We start from the raw sequence: 16267 nt of genomic DNA on the forward strand, positions 1-16267 counted from the left end.
TACGTGCGAGGGGATCGGTGGGGCTGCTGCCTCCGTGCGGCGGCGGCCGGGCGCAAGGGCCCGACCCCGTGCGCACCCGGTCGGCACCGTCACAGCCGTGCGCATGCGGGGACTCACGCGAACGCCTCCAACTTGACTCCCGCGCGCAGCAGTTCGGCCCGTACACGTGCGGCGAGTTCCGCCGCGCCCGGGGTGTCGCCGTGCAGACAGAGGGAGCGCGCTTCGACCGGGATCAGCTCGCCGGTCAGCGCCGTCGCCCCGCCCTGCGTGACCATCTCGACCGAGCGGGCGACCACCGCGTCGGGGTCGTGGATCACCGCACCCGGCTCCCGGCGGGACACGAGGGTGCCGTGCACGGTGTACGCCCGGTCCGCGAACGCCTCCGCCACTGGGGTGAGTTGGGCCAGCTCCGCCTCCGCGAGCAGCTCCGAACCCGCGAGCCCGAGGACGGGCAGGTCTCCGCCCGCCATCCGTACGCCCGCGACGACCGCCGCAGCCTGCTCCGCGTCGTCGACCGTGCGGTTGTAGAGCGCGCCGTGCGGCTTCACGTACGAGACCCGGGAACCCGCCGCCCGTGCGAAGACCTCCAACGCGCCGATCTGGTACGCGACTTCGGCCGCCAACTCGTCCGGCGGAACGTCCATCGCGCGCCGCCCGAAGCCCGCCAGGTCGCGGTACGAGACCTGGGCGCCGATCCGTACGCCGCGCTCGGCGGCCAGCTCGCACACCCGGCGCATGGTCACCGGGTCGCCCGCGTGGAAGCCACAGGCGACGTTCGCGCTGGTCACGACGGACAGCAGGGCCTCGTCGTCGGTGAGTGTCCAGCGTCCGAAGCCTTCGCCGAGGTCGGCGTTGAGGTCGATGACGGCAGCCTCGGCCCGGGGCTCGGCCTGCGTCCTGTTCGTACTCATGCTCATACCTCCGCCTGGGACGTGAGTGTGTCGAGGATCAGTTGCCGGGAATCGGCGAGGTAGTTCCTCAAGTCGGCTTCCGCTGTTGCCAGTTCGCCGCCCTGGACCTTCTCCGCGATCACCCGGTTGCGGCCCACGAAGGGCGTGTGGAGGTGCGCCGGGGACGGCATCGCCTGGAAGACCAGGCGGAGTTCGGCGAGGATCGCGCTCATGTAGGAGTCGGTGCGCGGGCTGCCCGCGAGTGCGGCGAGGGCGCGGTGGAAGTGGATGCCCGCGTCCGCGACGCGCGGCCAGTCGTCGGCGTCGGCCGCCCGCTCGCCGTCCTCGACGGCCCTGAGCACGTCGGCGACCAGCCGGGGCGCCGCCGTGCCCGCCGCTCGTACGCCCGCCGTCTCCAGCGCGAACCGCACCGCGTAGATGTCGACGATGTCGGCCGGGCCCGGGACCCGTACGAACACACCCCGGTTGAACTCGTGCACCACCAGCCGCTCGTGCACCAACAGCCGGAACGCCTCGCGCACCGTGTTGCGCGAGACCCCGTACTCCTGGGCGAGCGCCGCCTCGGGCAGCTGCTCGCCGGGCCGCAGGCCGCCGTCGGCGATGCGGTCCCGCAGGGACTCGGCGACACGCTGCGCGGTCCCGGTCCCGGCGCCGCCGTCTCCGCCCTCACCAAACCTCAAGGCCCCTCCTGAATCGCTCGCCGTTCCCCCGCCGCCATCGGCTGTCACCGACCACTCTCGGCCATCCGCCGAAAGTCCGTATGACGGAAACCATTGTGGGATTGTTGAGCAATACCTTACTGTCGCCGGAATCCGCTAGTCCGTAAGCCTGCTGCTCAGCCGGCCCGGACCGAGACCGACCGACCGGAAGGCGTGCGACGCATGATCGTCCTTCTCGGCGTCGTCGTGGTGATCGCGGGATTCGCCACTCGACGCAACCCCCTGCTGGTGGTGGGCGTGGCCGGCATAGCCACCGGCCTGCTCGGCGGCCTGTCGCCGCGCGAGGTGCTCGCCTCGTTCGGCGAGGGCTTCGCCTCCAGCCGTTCCGTGACGATCTTCGTGATCACACTGCCGGTGATCGGCCTCCTGGAGCGGTACGGGCTCCAGGAGCAGGCCCGCCGCCTCATATCCCGCTTCGCCAAGCTCACCACGGGCCGCTTCCTCACCCTCTACCTCGGGCTGCGCCAGCTCACCGCCGCGCTCGGCCTCGTCAGCCTCGGCGGCCCTGCGCAGACCGTGCGCCCGCTGGTCGCGCCGATGGCAGAGGCCGCGGCGGAGAAGAAGTACGGGCCGCTGCCGGAGAAGTGGCGGGAGAAGGTCCGTTCGCACTCCTCGGGCTCCGACACCGTCGGCCTCTTCTTCGGCGAGGACTGCTTCCTCGCCATCGGCTCGATCCTCCTCATCACGGGCTTCGTGAACACCACGTACAACCAGCACCTCGAACCGCTGCACCTGGCCCTGTGGGCGATCCCGACCGCCGTCTGCGCCTTCTTCATCCACGGCGCGCGGCTGCTGCGCCTCGACCACCAGATGGCCCGCGAACTCAAGCCCCTCCCGGCCGCCTCTGCCATCGGAACCGGCACCGACACCGACAAGGAGACGGCCAAGTGATCAAGGCAGAGTGGTTCTACTGGCTGATCGGCGCGATCTTCCTCGTGATGGCCGCGCAGATGCTCGTCGACCGTACGAACCCCAAGCGGTTCGGCACCGCCTCCTTCTGGGGCCTGCTCGGCGTCGGCTTCGTCTACAGCAGCTGGGTGGTCGACAAGTCGGCACCCGCCGAGCCCCTCGGCGCCCTGGTCCTGATCATGATCGTCCTGGCGGGCTTCTGCTTCACCGGACGCGGCAAGGTCAGCACCACCACGCCCGAGCAGCGCACCGCCTCGGCCGTCCGCTACGGCAGCAGGCTCTTCATCCCGGCGCTGACGATCCCGGTGGTGGCGATGCTGTGCGCGACGCTGCTGAAGAACATCCACCTCAACGGCGGGCCCCTCTTCCAGGAGGGCAGCGAAACCATCCTCGGCCTCGGCATCGGCGCACTGGTCGCGCTCGCCGTCGGGATGATCCTGCTCCGCGAGAAGAAGATCAGTGTCCCCGTGCACGCGGGCCGCAACATGCTGGAGACCATGGGCTGGGCCATGCTGCTGCCCCAGCTCCTCGCCGTACTCGGCTCGATCTTCCAGAAGACGGGCGTCGGCGCGCAGGTCGGCAAGATCACCGAGGCCGTGCTGCCGAGCGGCATGATCCACGTCTCGGTCCTCGTCTACTGCCTGGGCATGGCGCTCTTCACGATCATCATGGGCAACGCCTTCGCGGCCTTCCCGGTGATGACGGCAGCCATCGGCTGGCCGGTCCTGATCCAGTCGGGCGGCGGCGACCCCGCGGTGGTCCTGGCCCTCGGCATGCTGTCGGGCTTCTGCGGCACGCTGTGCACGCCGATGGCGGCCAACTTCAACCTGGTGCCGGCCGCGCTCCTCGAACTCAAGGACCAGTACGGCCCGATCAAGGCCCAGATCCCCACGGCGGGCGCGCTGCTGGTCTGCAACATCGCGATCATCTCGCTCTTCGCCTTCTGACAGGACTCCACCATGTCCCCCCTCTCCCACGCCCAGCCCCTCCCCCGCGTCCTGCTCACCGGCTTCGAGCCCTTCGGCGGCGAGGAGGTGAACCCCTCCTGGCAGGCGGTCTCCCTCGTACGGGACGCCCCGCCGGAGGGCGTCGAACTCCGGGCCGTACGCCTCAGCTGCGTCTTCGGCCGCGCCAACGAGGAACTCCGGGAAGCGGTACGGGACTTCGCCCCCGACCTGGTCCTCTGCGTGGGCCAGGCGGGCGGCCGCCCCGACCTCACCGTCGAGCGCGTCGCGGTGAACATCGACGACGCCCGCATCCCCGACAACGCGGGCAACCAGCCCGTCGACGAGCCGATCGCCCCGAACGGCCCGGCCGCCTACTTCGCCCCGCTCCCGGTCAAGGCGTGCGTCGCGGCCGTACGGGAGATCGGCCTGCCCGCCTCGGTCTCGCAGACCGCCGGGACCTTCGTCTGCAACCACGTCTTCTACGGCCTGGCGCACCTCGCCGCCACCGAATTCCCCGCCCTGCGCGGGGGCTTCGTCCACGTCCCTTACGCCCCGGAACAGGTCACCTCCCGAGCCCTCCCCTCGCTTCCGGTCGCGTCGATGGCGGACGGCCTGCGGGCAATCGTCACAGCCGCCCTGTCGACGGAAACGGACCTGCGCGTCCCCGAAGGAGCCACCCACTGAAAGATGACTGACGGAAAGTCAAAGCCCTCTCCCCATATGCCTCTTGGGAATGCCCGGCATCGGGGGTAGGTTCGTGCGTCCACAGGCTGAACGGGACGTTTGCGGAGCGGGGAGGGAGAATGTGAGCAGACTGTACGGCCGGGACGTCCTTCTGCACGATCTGGTGCCGCGCCTGGTGGGCCTCGACGCCACGGGGCCGAAGCTGCTGCGGCAGGCGCACCCCGCCGACCCGCCCGCTCTTCTGCTGACCGGGCCGCACGGCAGTGGCCGCACCGCCGTCCTGGACGCCCTGTTCGACACGTACCACAAGCGGCTGCCGGTGGCCGAGGTGAACTGTGCGCGGAACGTGGCCCCTGTCGCCCACGAGGCGAGGGTGTCCAACACCTCACCGGGCGCCGGGCTCCTGACCGAGGTGGCGTGCGGGCTCTGCGCCCGGATCACCGCGTACCGGCGGGTGCGGCTGCCCCGGCTGTGGACCGGCCTCGCGGCCGTCTCCTCCTGGCACCGCGGCGACGAGCAGGAGCAGCGGGTCGCCCAGGTCCGGATGCGGCTGCTGCTCACCCGGTGCGGCCTGGTCCCCGAGGGTTCCGCCGACGCGGACCACTGGGTGCGGGACGTCAACGAGCGGCTGCCCGTGGGCGACCAGGGGGAGCTCGCTCCGGTCGCCAGGGCCTCCGTCGAGCTGTTCACCGCACGCCATCTGAAGCATCGGGAGGCCCAGGACGCGCACGCCTTCTACGCGGACCGGCTCGGGCCCGACCGGGGCGCGGAGCCGTGGAACGAGCTGTGCCGCTCCTTCCACCTGGGGGACGATCTGCGGGAGGAGTCCGAGGCGTCGCTCGCGGCGGCGCTCCTGGCGGACCTGCGGTCCCACTACAGCGGCTGGGCGCGCCGCAACCGCGACCCCAGGCCGCTGCTGCTGCTCGACAACGTGCACGCCGCACCGGGCTCCCGGCTGCTCGGGCAGTTGCTGGACTGCCGGGCGGAGGGTGCCCGGGACCCGCTGATCGTGGTGGCCACCGCGCGCGGCGACGTCCGCCACCGGGCCGGGCCCGACGCGGCGATACGTACGCCGGCGCAGGTCGCGGGCGGTGCGGGCGACTGGCAGCGGCCGTCCGGCGGGTCCGCGTCCGCGGGGCTCATCGCGCTGCCGCTGCCACCGCTGGAGCGCGCCGACATCGTATCGATGATGATGTCCGTCGATCCGCCCCCGAGGTCCGAACTGCCGCGTTCCGTACGCCGGTTCACCCATGGCTCCCCGTTGGGGTGCGGGCTGATCCGGGACGCCGTGGTGGCCGATCCGCGTGCCGCGTCCACGACCGGGCAGGACGTGGGGTCGCTGCAACTGGCCGGGCAGTCAGTGACCCATCAGATCGCGTCCCAGCTCGTGCCTGACCCGCGGCTGCGCCGCAACCTGGTGCTGCTCTCGGTGGCCAGGGACGGCGCGGCGGCACGCGCCCTGGCGGACCGCTATCTGGCTTCCGACGCCGACCGGGCGGCGGTCGAGACCGCGTACGGCTTCCTGCGCTCCGAGTACGGTTTCCTGCGTTCCGAGTACGAGGTACCGGCGCCGAAGCCGTTCGTCGCCGACCCGTTCCTGCGGGCCGTGCTCGTCCACGAACTGCGCCGCCGCGGGGCGGAGTCCTCGCATCCGCCGCAGACCTGGTCCTGGTCCGACGTACACGCCCTGCTGACCCGGCACCACGAGAGCAAGGGGCAGTGGACGGACGCCCTGCACCACGCGCTCGCGAACGACCGGGCCGAGCAGGTGGCGCTGCGGCTGGCGGAACTGTTCCGGCCGCCCGCCTCCGCGCGGGAGTGGCTGCGTGTCCTGTGGCAGGTGGCGTCCGCCCCGCATCCGCCGCGCTTCGGCTGGGCGGGCGAGTGCCGGTCGGTCGCGATGGGGATGCCGGGGACGGAGCTCGCCGGGGACTCCGTACACCGGGACTCCGTACAGCGGTCCGTACACCGTCTGCTGCATGCGGTGTGGCTGGCGGCCGACCCGCTGACCGCGCCGGACGAGGCGCTGTGCGGGCGGATCAAGTGGGAGCTCCAGCTCCTGTCGGCGGAGCACTCCACGGGTGCGGGGACGCTCTACGACGCCGCCCAGGAGTGGCACGACGAACTGCGTGAACTGCGCACCCCGCCCTCCGCAGCACCGTCCCCGGGCCCCGAAGGGAGCCGCGATGAAAACCACTGAGTCCTTCGCCCGCCGAGGCCGGGGGCTGGGCGCGCTGCTCTTCGAGCGGCCCTTCTTCCGTCTCTTCCGCCGGCCGCCAGGGACGGTGGACAAGGCCGTGGCGGGCTTACTGGCCCTCGTCCTGCTGGCCGTCGCGGTGTTCTTCGTGGTGCGGTGGATCACCAGCGACGACTGCGCGCAGGGTCTGGAGGAGCAGGAGAACGAGTGTGTGGGCCTGCTGGACGCCACGGCCTCGGCACCGTCCTTCAAGCCCGGCGCGAAGGGCCCCGATCCGCGGTTCTCCCGCTTGGTGGCAGCCGTCGCCGAGGAGAACCGGCGGGTGCGCGACGCCTGGGAGCACCCTGAGAACGAAGCCCGCAAGAGGCCCTACGTGAAGGTCGCCCTGCTGCTTCCGTTCAACGCCTCCGAGTCCGGGGCGATGGCCGCCGAACTCATCGAGCACAGTCTGGCGGGCGCCCTCACCGCGCAGCTCAAGGCCAACAGCGGACACACCGGCATCAACTTCCAGCTGCTGCTCGGCAACATCGGCACGGACCTCTCGCTGTGGCGTCCCGCCGTGACCAGGGCGGTGGAACTCGCGCAGGTCCAGGAGCCGAAGGACAGCGACACGCCGCTGGTCGGCGCGATGGGCCTGCCCAACAGCGAACAGGACACCCAGGACGCGGCGAACGCCCTGAGCGCCGCGGGCATCCCGGCCGTCAGCGGGGTGCTCAGCTCCCCCGACATCCAGGCGGACACCCTCTTCAAGACGGCCCCCAACAACCGCAACTCCGTCACCGCCCTCGCCGAGTACCTCCAGGTCAACCCGGGCAGGAAACAGGGCTATCTGGTCTGGGACTCACGCGCCAAGGACAACTACGTCACCAACACCAAGGCGGAGATCGAGGCGCGGTTCGGCAAGACCTACCGGCTGGACATCCGCCAGAGCTCGTACGTCGGCACCATGGGCCCCTACGAGGGCGCGACGCACACCGTGGACACCGCCGCCGAGGGCATCTGCAAGACGGGCTCGGACACGGTGTTCCTGGCGGGCCGGGACTGGGACCTGCCGTACCTGGTGGAGGCGATCGCCAACGAACCCGAGTGCCAGGAGCGCGAGGGGAAGGCCGTCATCCGGATCCTGCGCGTGGCCACCGGGCTGACCTCGCGGATCCTCACCGACGAAACCCGCAAGCAGCTTGAGCAGGCCAGGGTCGTCATCCTCAACGCGGCGCCCACGGACGGCCCTTCGTGGCGGGCGGGCCAGGGCGCGCCCTCCCAGTTCGCCCCGTTCGCCGATTCCGTGAGCAAGGTGGCCGGGCTCGACGGCACCGCCCTGGACGACGGTTACGCGATCATGCACTACGACGCCTTCCAGGTCCTCTCCGAATCCCTCGCCAAGGCCCGGCAGGGCCTCCCCGAACGGCGCGTGCCCTCCACCCACGACATCACCAACACGATCAGGAACATGCGCATCCTGCCGGGCAACAAGTGCCAGGGCTGCGTGAGGGGTGCGAGCGGCAACTTCGGCTTCATCGCGGGCAACGGCAACTGGCCCGTCTGCAAGCCGGTCCCGGTGGTCGAATACCCCCGCCCGAAGGGCTACCGCCCGCCGCAGGCATACCTGACGCACCAGGGGAAGAACGGGACCTGCCCCGGCTGAGCGACCTTTCGGTGGACATCCCACAGGAGCCGGGATTTGATGAGCCCCTGCCAAGCAGTCGAAGGAGCCATGCCTCTCATGCCCACGATGACCACGGAACACGGTCAGCTCATCCGGTACGTCGACCACGGGGGCGAAGGACCGGCTGTGCTGCTGCTGCACAGCTACTTCATGGACGGCGACATGTTCGCCCCGCAACTCAAGGAACTCGGCAGCGAGTTCAGGCTCATCACGATGGACGAGCGCGCCCACGGCGGGACCCCGGCGGAGTCCCCCTTCGACTACTGGGACGTGGCGCGCGACGCCCTGGCCCTCCTCAAGGAGCTGGGCCTGCCCCGGGCCGCGGTGGTCGGCACCAGCCAGGGCGGCTTCATCGCGATGCGCATGGCGCTGCTCGCCCCTGAGCGGATCACCGCCCTCGCGGTGATGGGCACGTCGGCTGCCGCGGAAGACCCGCAAGTAGCCGCCGCCTACAGCCAGTCGACCGACAGCTGGGTCGCCCACGGCCCGAGCGACGAACTCCTGGACGCCACGGCCGCCATCTGCCTGGGCGGCAGGGCAGCCCCGGAGTGGCGCGCCAAGTGGCGGGCCACCTCCGGCGAGCGTGCCCGCGCGGCCACCGACGCGCTGGTCGGCCGGGACGACATCGTCTCCCGGCTCCCTGAGATCACCTGCCCCACGCTGGTTCTCCACGGCACCGAGGACGCCGCCTATCCCGTGGCGCACGCGGAGCAGATAGCCTCACTCGTTCCCGGTGCCCGGCCCGCCGTAGTCATCGAAGGCGGTGCCCACTTCCTCAGCTTCACCCACCCCGATGAGGTCAACCCGCACCTGCACACCTTCCTCTCCGGCATCGGCTCCTGACGGGCCCGGGGCCGGCCCCGGACCCGGCCCCGGACGCCCGCTGCGGGGGCCGAGGATGCGCCGCTCCTCCTCGCGGATGGGTATGTCGTTGATACTGGCCTCGCGCCGCTTCATCAGGCCGTGGGCGTCGAACTCCCACAGCTCGTTTCCGTAGGAACGCCAGTGCCCGCCGTCCGCGTCCCGCCATTCGTACTGGAACCGGACGGCGATCCTGTCGTCGCCGAAGGACCACAGCTCCTTGCGCAGTGCGTAGTCGAGCTCCCTGCGCCACTTCGCGGCGAGGAACGCACGGATCTCCTCCCTCCCCTTCAGGAAGGTGTCGCGATTGCGCCACACGGAGTCCCGTGTGTACGCGAGCGCAACGCGGTCGGGGTCACGGGTGTTCCACGCATCCTCGGCGGCCTGCACCTTGGCCAGTGCGTCTGCTTCGGTGAACGGCGGTACGGGAAGGCGGACTTGGCTGCTCGGACGCATCAGCGCGTCCCCGGTGGCACTCATTCCTCGCATGGCGCTCATTCCTCCCACCCCGAGTTCTCGATGACCGTCACGAAGTCGGTACGGACGAAGCCCGGGGAGAAGTGGGCGAGCACATCGGACTTGACGTTGCCGAACGCACTGTCGGGACGGTGCGCGATGCCCTCGGTGAACGCCTCAAGGATCCGGCGCTTGAAATCGGGCCGGGGGTGCGCGGCCACGACGGCGGCGCGCTGTGCTTCGTCCACCTCGTCGAACCCGAGGCCGAGGACGTCGACTTCGACTCCCGCGGTGACCAGGGCCACTTCCGGCTCCATCCGGTACGGGATCCCAGGAGTGGTGTGCAGGGCGATCGCCGTCCAGGCGATCCGTGCGCGCTCGGACGTCAGGCCGTGCCGCAGAAGGAAGTCACGAGCCGCGTCCGCGCCGTCGATCTCGAAGCGCTGTGCGGAGGTGGCGTACTTCGGTGTGAGCCCGAGGTCGTGGAACAGGGCTGCCACATAAAGGAGTTCCGGGTCGAAGCCGAGGTCGCGACGACGGCCGCGCAATGCCCCGAAGAGGAAGACACGGCGCGAATGCTCGTACAGGAGCGGGCCCGCGGTGTCGCGGACGAGCTCGGTCGCCTCCCTGGCGAGTGCGCTGTCGGGAATCTCGACATCGGCGATGCGCGTGGACATGGTCGGCTCCTCTGCCATTGCCGCGGTCCGGCCGGTGCCGGTTGCCGCATGGCCTTCAACCTCCCATCCGAGCCCCCACCTCCCCCATGTCCATCCAGACAGGAATCCCACACATCTGGACATCGCACACCGCTAACCTGGGGGTATGAGCAGACCTCGGCACACCCCCTCGCGGACCATCGCCGTACTCGCCTACGACGGCGTCCGTCTGCTCGATGTCACCGCCCCTCTGGAGGTGTTCAGCACCGCGGCCTCGCTGGGCGCCCGCTACTCGGTGGTACTGCTGTCCCCGCACGGCGGGCCTGTCACCACCTCGGCCGGGACCCGGCTGCTCACGGACCCCGTCGACAGCCTGGCCGGACGCGTGCACACCCTGATCGTGCCCGGCTCTCCCGCCCTCCCGCAGCAGCGGCCGGCCGGCCTCGTCGACACCGTCCGCACCCTGCACTCCTCGTCCTGGCGCACCGCATCCGTCTGCACGGGCGCGTTCGCCCTCGCCGAGGCGGGACTGCTGCGAGGCCGACGCGCCACCACACACTGGCGGTACGCGGCGACGCTGACCCGGCACCACCCGGACATCGACGTGCACGACGACGCGATCTTCGTACGGGACGGGCGGATCTACACCTCGGCAGGCGTGAGCGCCGGGCTCGACCTCTCCCTGGCTCTCGTCGAGGCCGACGAAGGGTCGGACCTGGCCCGGGAAGTGGCGCGTGACCTGGTGGTCTTCCTGCAACGCCCCGGTGGGCAGTCGCAGTTCTCCGTCGCCGCGCGCACTCCCGCGCCACGCCACCACTCGCTCGCCGCACTGCTCAGATCGATCTCCGCGGACCCGGCGGCGGACCACTCCCTGCCGGAGCTCGCCCGCCGGGCCGGCCTCAGCGCCCGCCATCTCACCCGGCTGTTCAACGAGGAGATCCGCGATACCCCCGGCGGCTACGTGGAATCGGTCCGCCTCGAAGCCGCCCAGGCCCTCCTCGACACGGGCGAGACCGTCACCTCCGCAGCCCGCCGCAGCGGCCTCGGCAGCGACGAAACCCTGCGCCGGGTATTCCTGCGCCACCTCGGCGTGACCCCCTCGGCCTACCGGGCACGCTTCCGGACCTCGGCACCATGACCCCTCGAAGCGGACTTCGTCCGTCAGCACAGCTTCCGCTCGCCGGGTGTCAACGCACTCCACGCGTCGCACTGACACGATATGAACGTCGGGCGGACTCAGCGCCAGTGATCATGGTCGCGGCGTGTCCGCCATCCGCGATGCTGCCTGTTGTACCGGCGGCCCCAGCGGTCCTCGCGCTCCCTGTCGTCCCGGTACTCCTCGTAGTGCCGGTAGCCGCCACGGCTGTGGCGGCGCCCGCTGCGCCCGTAGTGCGCGAGGCCGAAGGCCAGGACGGCAGCGGCCACCCACCAGAGCGAGTTCAGGAATCCCAGGCCGAAGAGAACGGCGAAAAGGAGGAGGAGAAGCGCCATGACAGCCCACCAGAAGCGAAGAAGTGCACACAGCCGGGGGCCAGGGCCTTGTCCTCACCAACGTAGCCCCGTTCCGACCATTGCGACAGTGTCGCCGTGCGATGGCTACTTCCCTGTGCGCAGCGCTCCTTGCCCTCCGGCCAGAGGAGGCAGACAGCACTGACGTGCGCATGGCAGCCCCTGGGAGGACCTGATGCTTCCGACAGCCCGCCCTGACGAATCCCCCGGCGTGGACGCGCGGACCTCGCCGGTCGGGAAGCGGCCGGACTCCCCCGCCTCCGGTGCTGCGGCCGTTCGTTGACAGTCGGTGACGCCAGGCGTTCACTGGCAGTACGGCAAAGGGCTGTGCCCCACCGCAGGAGCGTCACGGTGCGGTGCACCGCCCCTGTCCGCTTCGCCCGGACCCCGCGGAAGCCAGGAACGCCCCGTTCGCCTGCTGGAGGTCCGGCCGTGCCGTTGTGGATCCTGCTCCTCCCCGCCGCCGCTCTGATCACCTTCGGATTCGGCTTCGCCGTGCGGCAGTCCCTCCGGCACTTCGCCGCCGTCCTGTTCGTCCTGTGGCTCGGTGGATACGTGACGCCCGGACACGGCCCGTTGAAACCCGCCTGCCGGTGACAGATGGCCGCCGTCCCACCGACGGCTCCCCGCAGCACGCACCCCCGAGGAGAAGCAGATGCTGCACAGCCCTCACCTTCCGCCCAACTTCGAGCAGGAATTCCGGACGACGAACGGCCGTCCCATCGTGGTGGACGGCCAGACGGTTCACCTCTCCTTCGGCATCCCCGTCAAGTGGACCTCGGCGCGGGTGGCCCTTCGCTTCGTCTCCTCGATCAAGCGCCCGGTCCAGGGATTCTGCCTGGACATGTCGGAGGGCGATCTCCTGGTCAACGGACTCCAGGCGTCCGGGATCACCCTGTGGGCCGACACCACACCCCCGCTCGTCCACCTGGAACTCCTCAAGGCCCCGACCGCTGCCTCGACCCTGCTCGTCTGGAACTGCTGGCGCGACGAGCGCGGAGTACGCCATTCCTGGACCGGCAACGCGGGCTTCACCCTGACCTCCCCCAGCCCCACCTCGCACCGCTTCACCTGCAGTGACGGCCTGGGCCCAGCCGACTTCAACAACCTCGTCGTCGACCTCGACCTCGAACCCAAAGCCACCGTTCTCGGCCTGGGCCCCCTCAACTCCCTCGAAAACGAGCAGGGGTGATCGGCCTCGCCGCTAAGCACCCCCAAGAACCGCAGACCACCCACATCCAGCCCGCACTTCCGGCCGAACGTCCGTCCGCGCTGGACGCCGTACGGCTGCGCAGGCTGAACCGATGGCAGGCCGAGGAACTGCGGGAGGACCTCGCGGACCTCTACGTCGAGTCTCCTCCGGCCCGCCGGGAGAGGACTTCCACCGCCTGGAGGAATTCCTGCACCGGCTGGCGGAAACCGTGCAGCAGCCGGGATTCGACGGGCCGCTGCCGCAGAACCCGGAGCAGCGCACCGCGTCCGGGCACGTCTGCGCGATCACCGAAACCCTCGGCGGACGCACGGCCGAGCGCCCGGGACGGTCTCACCCACGACGACCGGACCCAACGCCCCGAGTAGCCGGAGCCGGATGGAAAGGGCAGGGCTGAAGGTGGCTTCTTGGGCGACTTGAGTCTCCTGGGAGCTTTCAGCGGGGCTGAGTTGTGTACATCCGTTCCAGTGCGCGGCGCAGTGGCTGCCGCATCGACAGCGGGAAGGCTTTGCCCTCCGAGGTAGCGACCAGTGCCGCCGCGACCTCTCGGAGTGTGACGTCACACTGCCGGGAGATGTCCACCAGCAGGGCTCGTGCGGCTCCCCGCCGGCACGGGGCCAGCGCCATGACCATGCCGCATGCCTGGTCGACCACGGCTCGCCCAGCCATTACCCGGCGCAGATGGTCGTTCTCGGCGCGGAGTTCGGCGACGCCGGGTTCCGGTGGGAGAGTTCCCCAGATGACCTCGGCGGTCACGTTCCACCGCTCTTCGCGCGTACTGCCTTCTGCCCTCTGCATGACAGACACCTCCTGGACTCTGGCGGGTCGGAGTGTCGGCGTGGGGTGCCGACACCATGCCGATGCCGGGGTCTCGGGCCTGCGGCCAGCGTAGCCCTGCCGGGTGGTTTCGTCGTCGCCCGGCGGCCCCTCCGCCTACCTCCTTGGCCCGCCAGTGAACGTTCAACCTCCTGGCCATCAGGGGGCGTTGACAGACGGGATCGCCGGGCGTTGACTGACATCACGGCGTGGGCATCGCCGCTCCGGACGTTCCGGGCGGCACATTCCGCCTTCCCGCTTCGCCCTGACCCCGCGGATAACAGGAACACTTCCGCGATCCGGAGGCCCGGCGATGTTGTGGATCCTTCTCCTTCTGCTGATCCTGGTGATTTTCGGGTTCGGCTTCGCCTCGCAGATCCTGTGGTGGGTCGCAGCCGTCCTGTTGGCCGTCTGGCTCGTCGGCTTCTTCGTACGGGGACGCGGCGGCAGCGGACGTTCTGGCGGCACACGCGGACTTCGGTTCGGCCGCGGTCGCGGTCGCAGTCGCAGTCGCAGTCGCAGTCGCAGTCGCACGCACAGCAGCAGGTAGCTCCCCTCTCCGTCGACGTACAGAGAAGCCATGAGCGTGGAAAGCCGCACCGACCGTGCGACCGGGCGCCCGAACCGGAACAACGCCCGACCGACCACACCTGACCGAGACGGAACGACCAGACCGAAGGGTCGAGGAGCATGCAGCAGCACCAAGCACCACACACACCGGGCCGAAGCGGTACGCCATGATCGCCGTCGCCGTCATCGCCGTACTCGTCCTCGCGGCATGCGCCGCCTTCTTCCTCGCACGACGCGGGAAGGCCCGGGGCGGATCAGCCGGCGGGCGCGGTCTGAAGCAACGCTTCGGGCCCGAGTACGAGCGGGCCCTCGCCGACCACGACGGGGACACCAGGGCCACCGACCGCGCACTCGGCACACGCGTCCAGCGGTACGACTCGCTCGGGCAGCAACCGCTCACACCCGAGACCCGCGCGCACTACACGGCCCAATGGGCCGACATCCAGGACCAGTTCGTCGCCTCGCCGCAGAAGGCGGTCGCCCAGGCCGACGCCCTGCTTGCCCAGCTCGCCGGGGAGCGCGGCTTCCCCAGCAGGGACCAGGGCGCGCGCTTCGAGGAGCAGACGGCCGCGCTCTCCGTCCACCACGCCCCCCACGTACGCGGATACCGCACCCTGCACACAGCGGTACGCACCCGGGGCAGCACCGAGGAGTTGCGCGATGCCCTCCTCCAGGCGCAGGGCCTCTTCGACGCGCTCCTCGCCCCGCGATCCCACGACACCGACCCGCACCACCCGACGGGAAGCAGCACCTGATGCACTACGACCAGGAACGCGCACAACAGCCCCACGCCGGCCCTCCGGGCGCCGTACAACAGCGAGCCCCGCAGGCCCCCGGTACCCCGCCCGGCGCACCCGGAACCGACCCGGCACACGCCCCCCGAGACCCGGCAGCCCCAGTCCCCACAGACGGCTCTCCCGGCCCCGCAGGCCGCGCCCAGAGCTCGGTACTGCTCCCGCAGGGCGACCGGGACGAGCTCACCCTGCGCCTCCAGCAGGCCCTCAACACCTTCGTCGCCGACCCCGGCAAATCGGTCCGGGAAGCCGACAGCGTCTTCGACGAGGCCGTCACCCAACTCACCGAGACCCTTGCCGAACGCCGCCGCACCCTGCGCGCGAGCTGGCAGGACCAGGACACCGACGCGCAGACCGAGGAACTGCGGCTCGCCCTGCGCCAGTACCAGGACTCCACGGAACAACTGCTGCGGATGTGAACACCCGCCGCAGACCGGCCACCGGACTGCCGACGGCACTCAAATGAGGGGGCGCCCCTCCGGGCGCCCCTCACCCGGCTCCAAGAACCGGCACCCCGCCACCCCACCAGGACGTGGTGCCCATGCTCGCCGCCAGGCCTGCAGAGCAGTGTCTGTCTCCCGCACGGGGAGCCGGCGGCGAACGCCGGTACCGGCGCCGGACGGACCGGTTCGATCAGCGCTTGGACCCCGCCCCGTCCCTCGCCCGCCCCACATGCCGTCGGACGAGCTGCGGCAGCAGCACCCACAGCCCGCCGCACACCAGCAGCGTCGCGCCCCCGGCGACGGCCCCTTCCACCCGCCCGAGCACCACGTCGACCACCAGCAGCACAGAACCGCTGAGGATCAGTACCAGAAGCGCCATGCCCGCCCCGGCCAGCCGTGCCGACGTGCGTACGATCTCCGGCTTGGAACCGCTCTGGAAGAGCACGCGATGTAAAGCGGCCGGTGCGGCGAACAGAGCCGCCGCCACCACCGTCAGCAGCAGCGTCGTGACATACGTCGACCGCTGCACCGTATCCAGCGAGGGGAACCGGGCGGTGAAGGCTATCGTCAGCAGGAACGCGAACAGGATCTGGACACCCGCCTGGACGATCCTCAACTCCTGGAGCAACTCACCGTAGTTGCGGTCAGCCCGCTCCAGGGTCGTCTCCTCGCGCGGCGTACGAGCACGCTCATCGGCCATGTCCCGGCAACCTACTCGCCCATCGGCCGGCCGTCGCCCCCGAAGACGTGGCCCGGGTGCGAGCCGCTCGGTGCCGCTGCCGAACCGCCCCGTCCTGCCGTTCCCGCTCGGGCTGTCAGTGGTGCCCCTTACTCTGGGCAGAGTCGAAAATCGTCCGATTGCGGCAATTCCGGGATGGGCGGAGGAGGCCTGGGTGGTGGAGCAGACATGGCGGGTGCC

18 protein-coding genes and 1 pseudogene are annotated in these 16267 nt (G+C 70.6%); 11 read left to right on the top strand and 8 right to left on the bottom strand.

Annotated elements, in window-relative coordinates:
• Positions 1 to 113: 113 nt before the first annotated feature.
• Both ACZ5PB_RS03610 and ACZ5PB_RS03615 read right to left on the bottom strand, forming a co-directional pair.
• Entirely contained in the window at positions 114 to 911 is a 798-nt protein-coding gene (locus ACZ5PB_RS03610) for a LamB/YcsF family protein (protein WP_468687418.1), read from the bottom strand.
• Between the two features lie 2 nt (positions 912 to 913).
• Positions 914 to 1591: a GntR family transcriptional regulator gene (locus tag ACZ5PB_RS03615; protein WP_468687420.1), complete on the bottom strand. Its 678-nt coding sequence runs from the start codon at positions 1589 to 1591 to the stop codon at positions 914 to 916.
• Positions 1592 to 1792: 201 nt separating this feature from the next.
• Here ACZ5PB_RS03615 and ACZ5PB_RS03620 point away from each other — a divergent pair, with 201 nt between their 5' ends.
• The 6 genes from ACZ5PB_RS03620 to ACZ5PB_RS03645 all read left to right on the top strand — a co-directional run bounded on the left by ACZ5PB_RS03620 (position 1793) and on the right by ACZ5PB_RS03645 (position 8876).
• Positions 1793 to 2521 (top strand): DUF969 domain-containing protein, encoded by a 729-nt coding sequence (locus ACZ5PB_RS03620; RefSeq protein WP_468687422.1) that lies wholly within the window; start codon positions 1793 to 1795, stop codon positions 2519 to 2521.
• Entirely contained in the window at positions 2518 to 3486 is a 969-nt protein-coding gene (locus ACZ5PB_RS03625; protein WP_468687423.1) for a DUF979 domain-containing protein, read from the top strand. Before ACZ5PB_RS03620 ends, ACZ5PB_RS03625 begins: the two co-directional genes overlap by 4 nt.
• Before the next feature lie 12 nt (positions 3487 to 3498).
• Positions 3499 to 4170 (top strand): pyroglutamyl-peptidase I, encoded by a 672-nt coding sequence (gene pcp / locus ACZ5PB_RS03630; RefSeq protein ID WP_468687425.1) that lies wholly within the window; start codon positions 3499 to 3501, stop codon positions 4168 to 4170.
• Between the two features lie 121 nt (positions 4171 to 4291).
• Positions 4292 to 6370 (top strand): ATP-binding protein, encoded by a 2079-nt coding sequence (locus tag ACZ5PB_RS03635; protein WP_468687428.1) that lies wholly within the window; start codon positions 4292 to 4294, stop codon positions 6368 to 6370.
• Positions 6357 to 8012, top strand: coding sequence for a type 1 periplasmic-binding domain-containing protein (locus ACZ5PB_RS03640; protein WP_468687429.1), 1656 nt, complete (start codon positions 6357 to 6359; stop codon positions 8010 to 8012). Before ACZ5PB_RS03635 ends, ACZ5PB_RS03640 begins: the two co-directional genes overlap by 14 nt.
• Before the next feature lie 78 nt (positions 8013 to 8090).
• Positions 8091 to 8876 carry an alpha/beta fold hydrolase gene (locus ACZ5PB_RS03645; RefSeq protein ID WP_468687431.1) on the top strand — a complete coding sequence of 262 codons (786 nt, stop codon included), beginning with the start codon at positions 8091 to 8093 and terminating at the stop codon, positions 8874 to 8876.
• A gap of 42 nt (positions 8877 to 8918) precedes the next feature.
• On the opposite strand, the pseudogene ACZ5PB_RS03650 reads toward ACZ5PB_RS03645, so the two are convergent.
• Positions 8919 to 9350 (bottom strand): annotated as a pseudogene (locus tag ACZ5PB_RS03650) (nuclear transport factor 2 family protein); the annotation flags it as partial.
• A gap of 38 nt (positions 9351 to 9388) precedes the next feature.
• Positions 9389 to 10027, bottom strand: coding sequence for an HD domain-containing protein (locus tag ACZ5PB_RS03655; RefSeq protein ID WP_468687432.1), 639 nt, complete (start codon positions 10025 to 10027; stop codon positions 9389 to 9391).
• Positions 10028 to 10172: 145 nt separating this feature from the next.
• On the opposite strand from ACZ5PB_RS03655, the gene ACZ5PB_RS03660 reads away from it, so the two are divergent.
• The gene (locus tag ACZ5PB_RS03660; RefSeq protein WP_468687434.1) at positions 10173 to 11144 is read left to right on the top strand and encodes a GlxA family transcriptional regulator; all 972 of its coding nucleotides are present in this window, start codon (positions 10173 to 10175) and stop codon (positions 11142 to 11144) included.
• A 98-nt stretch (positions 11145 to 11242) separates the two neighbouring features.
• Here the strand turns inward: ACZ5PB_RS03660 and ACZ5PB_RS03665 are convergent, their stop codons facing one another.
• Positions 11243 to 11497, bottom strand: coding sequence for a hypothetical protein (locus tag ACZ5PB_RS03665; protein WP_468687435.1), 255 nt, complete (start codon positions 11495 to 11497; stop codon positions 11243 to 11245).
• A gap of 450 nt (positions 11498 to 11947) precedes the next feature.
• On the opposite strand from ACZ5PB_RS03665, the gene ACZ5PB_RS03670 reads away from it, so the two are divergent.
• Entirely contained in the window at positions 11948 to 12112 is a 165-nt protein-coding gene (locus ACZ5PB_RS03670) for a hypothetical protein (RefSeq protein ID WP_468687437.1), read from the top strand.
• Between the two features lie 58 nt (positions 12113 to 12170).
• Positions 12171 to 12707, top strand: a complete 537-nt coding sequence (locus tag ACZ5PB_RS03675) for a hypothetical protein (RefSeq protein WP_468687438.1) — start codon at positions 12171 to 12173, stop codon at positions 12705 to 12707.
• Positions 12708 to 12858: 151 nt separating this feature from the next.
• Here the strand turns inward: ACZ5PB_RS03675 and ACZ5PB_RS03680 are convergent, their stop codons facing one another.
• Both ACZ5PB_RS03680 and ACZ5PB_RS03685 read right to left on the bottom strand, forming a co-directional pair.
• A complete protein-coding gene (locus ACZ5PB_RS03680; RefSeq protein ID WP_468687439.1) occupies positions 12859 to 13002 on the bottom strand; it encodes a hypothetical protein in 144 nt (47 codons plus the stop codon).
• A 158-nt stretch (positions 13003 to 13160) separates the two neighbouring features.
• Positions 13161 to 13523 carry an ANTAR domain-containing protein gene (locus ACZ5PB_RS03685; protein ID WP_468687441.1) on the bottom strand — a complete coding sequence of 121 codons (363 nt, stop codon included), beginning with the start codon at positions 13521 to 13523 and terminating at the stop codon, positions 13161 to 13163.
• 755 nt (positions 13524 to 14278) lie between these two features.
• Here ACZ5PB_RS03685 and ACZ5PB_RS03690 point away from each other — a divergent pair.
• Both ACZ5PB_RS03690 and ACZ5PB_RS03695 read left to right on the top strand, forming a co-directional pair.
• The gene (locus ACZ5PB_RS03690; RefSeq protein ID WP_468687443.1) at positions 14279 to 14866 is read left to right on the top strand and encodes a hypothetical protein; all 588 of its coding nucleotides are present in this window, start codon (positions 14279 to 14281) and stop codon (positions 14864 to 14866) included.
• Positions 14866 to 15324 (top strand): hypothetical protein, encoded by a 459-nt coding sequence (locus ACZ5PB_RS03695; RefSeq protein ID WP_468687444.1) that lies wholly within the window; start codon positions 14866 to 14868, stop codon positions 15322 to 15324. The genes ACZ5PB_RS03690 and ACZ5PB_RS03695 overlap by 1 nt, the downstream gene beginning before the upstream one ends.
• A 214-nt stretch (positions 15325 to 15538) precedes the next feature.
• Here the strand turns inward: ACZ5PB_RS03695 and ACZ5PB_RS03700 are convergent, their stop codons facing one another.
• A complete protein-coding gene (locus ACZ5PB_RS03700) occupies positions 15539 to 16048 on the bottom strand; it encodes a DUF6328 family protein (protein ID WP_468687446.1) in 510 nt (169 codons plus the stop codon).
• Between the last annotated feature and the right edge of the window lie 219 nt (positions 16049 to 16267).

The sequence above is a fragment of the Streptomyces sp. NPDC032721 genome, from assembly GCF_055579625.1.

Coding starts and splice junctions, on each gene's coding strand:
- ACZ5PB_RS03690 (WP_468687443.1), top strand. CDS start 14,279: ATGATCGCCGTCGCCGTCATCGCCGTACTCGTCCTCGCGGCATGCGCC.
- ACZ5PB_RS03685 (WP_468687441.1), bottom strand. CDS start 13,523: ATGCAGAGGGCAGAAGGCAGTACGCGCGAAGAGCGGTGGAACGTGACC.
- ACZ5PB_RS03620 (WP_468687422.1), top strand. CDS start 1,793: ATGATCGTCCTTCTCGGCGTCGTCGTGGTGATCGCGGGATTCGCCACT.
- ACZ5PB_RS03645 (WP_468687431.1), top strand. CDS start 8,091: ATGCCCACGATGACCACGGAACACGGTCAGCTCATCCGGTACGTCGAC.
- ACZ5PB_RS03660 (WP_468687434.1), top strand. CDS start 10,173: ATGAGCAGACCTCGGCACACCCCCTCGCGGACCATCGCCGTACTCGCC.
- ACZ5PB_RS03675 (WP_468687438.1), top strand. CDS start 12,171: ATGCTGCACAGCCCTCACCTTCCGCCCAACTTCGAGCAGGAATTCCGG.
- ACZ5PB_RS03695 (WP_468687444.1), top strand. CDS start 14,866: ATGCACTACGACCAGGAACGCGCACAACAGCCCCACGCCGGCCCTCCG.
- pcp (WP_468687425.1), top strand. CDS start 3,499: ATGTCCCCCCTCTCCCACGCCCAGCCCCTCCCCCGCGTCCTGCTCACC.
- ACZ5PB_RS03655 (WP_468687432.1), bottom strand. CDS start 10,027: ATGTCCACGCGCATCGCCGATGTCGAGATTCCCGACAGCGCACTCGCC.
- ACZ5PB_RS03700 (WP_468687446.1), bottom strand. CDS start 16,048: ATGGCCGATGAGCGTGCTCGTACGCCGCGCGAGGAGACGACCCTGGAG.
- ACZ5PB_RS03610 (WP_468687418.1), bottom strand. CDS start 911: ATGAGTACGAACAGGACGCAGGCCGAGCCCCGGGCCGAGGCTGCCGTC.
- ACZ5PB_RS03665 (WP_468687435.1), bottom strand. CDS start 11,497: ATGGCGCTTCTCCTCCTCCTTTTCGCCGTTCTCTTCGGCCTGGGATTC.
- ACZ5PB_RS03640 (WP_468687429.1), top strand. CDS start 6,357: ATGAAAACCACTGAGTCCTTCGCCCGCCGAGGCCGGGGGCTGGGCGCG.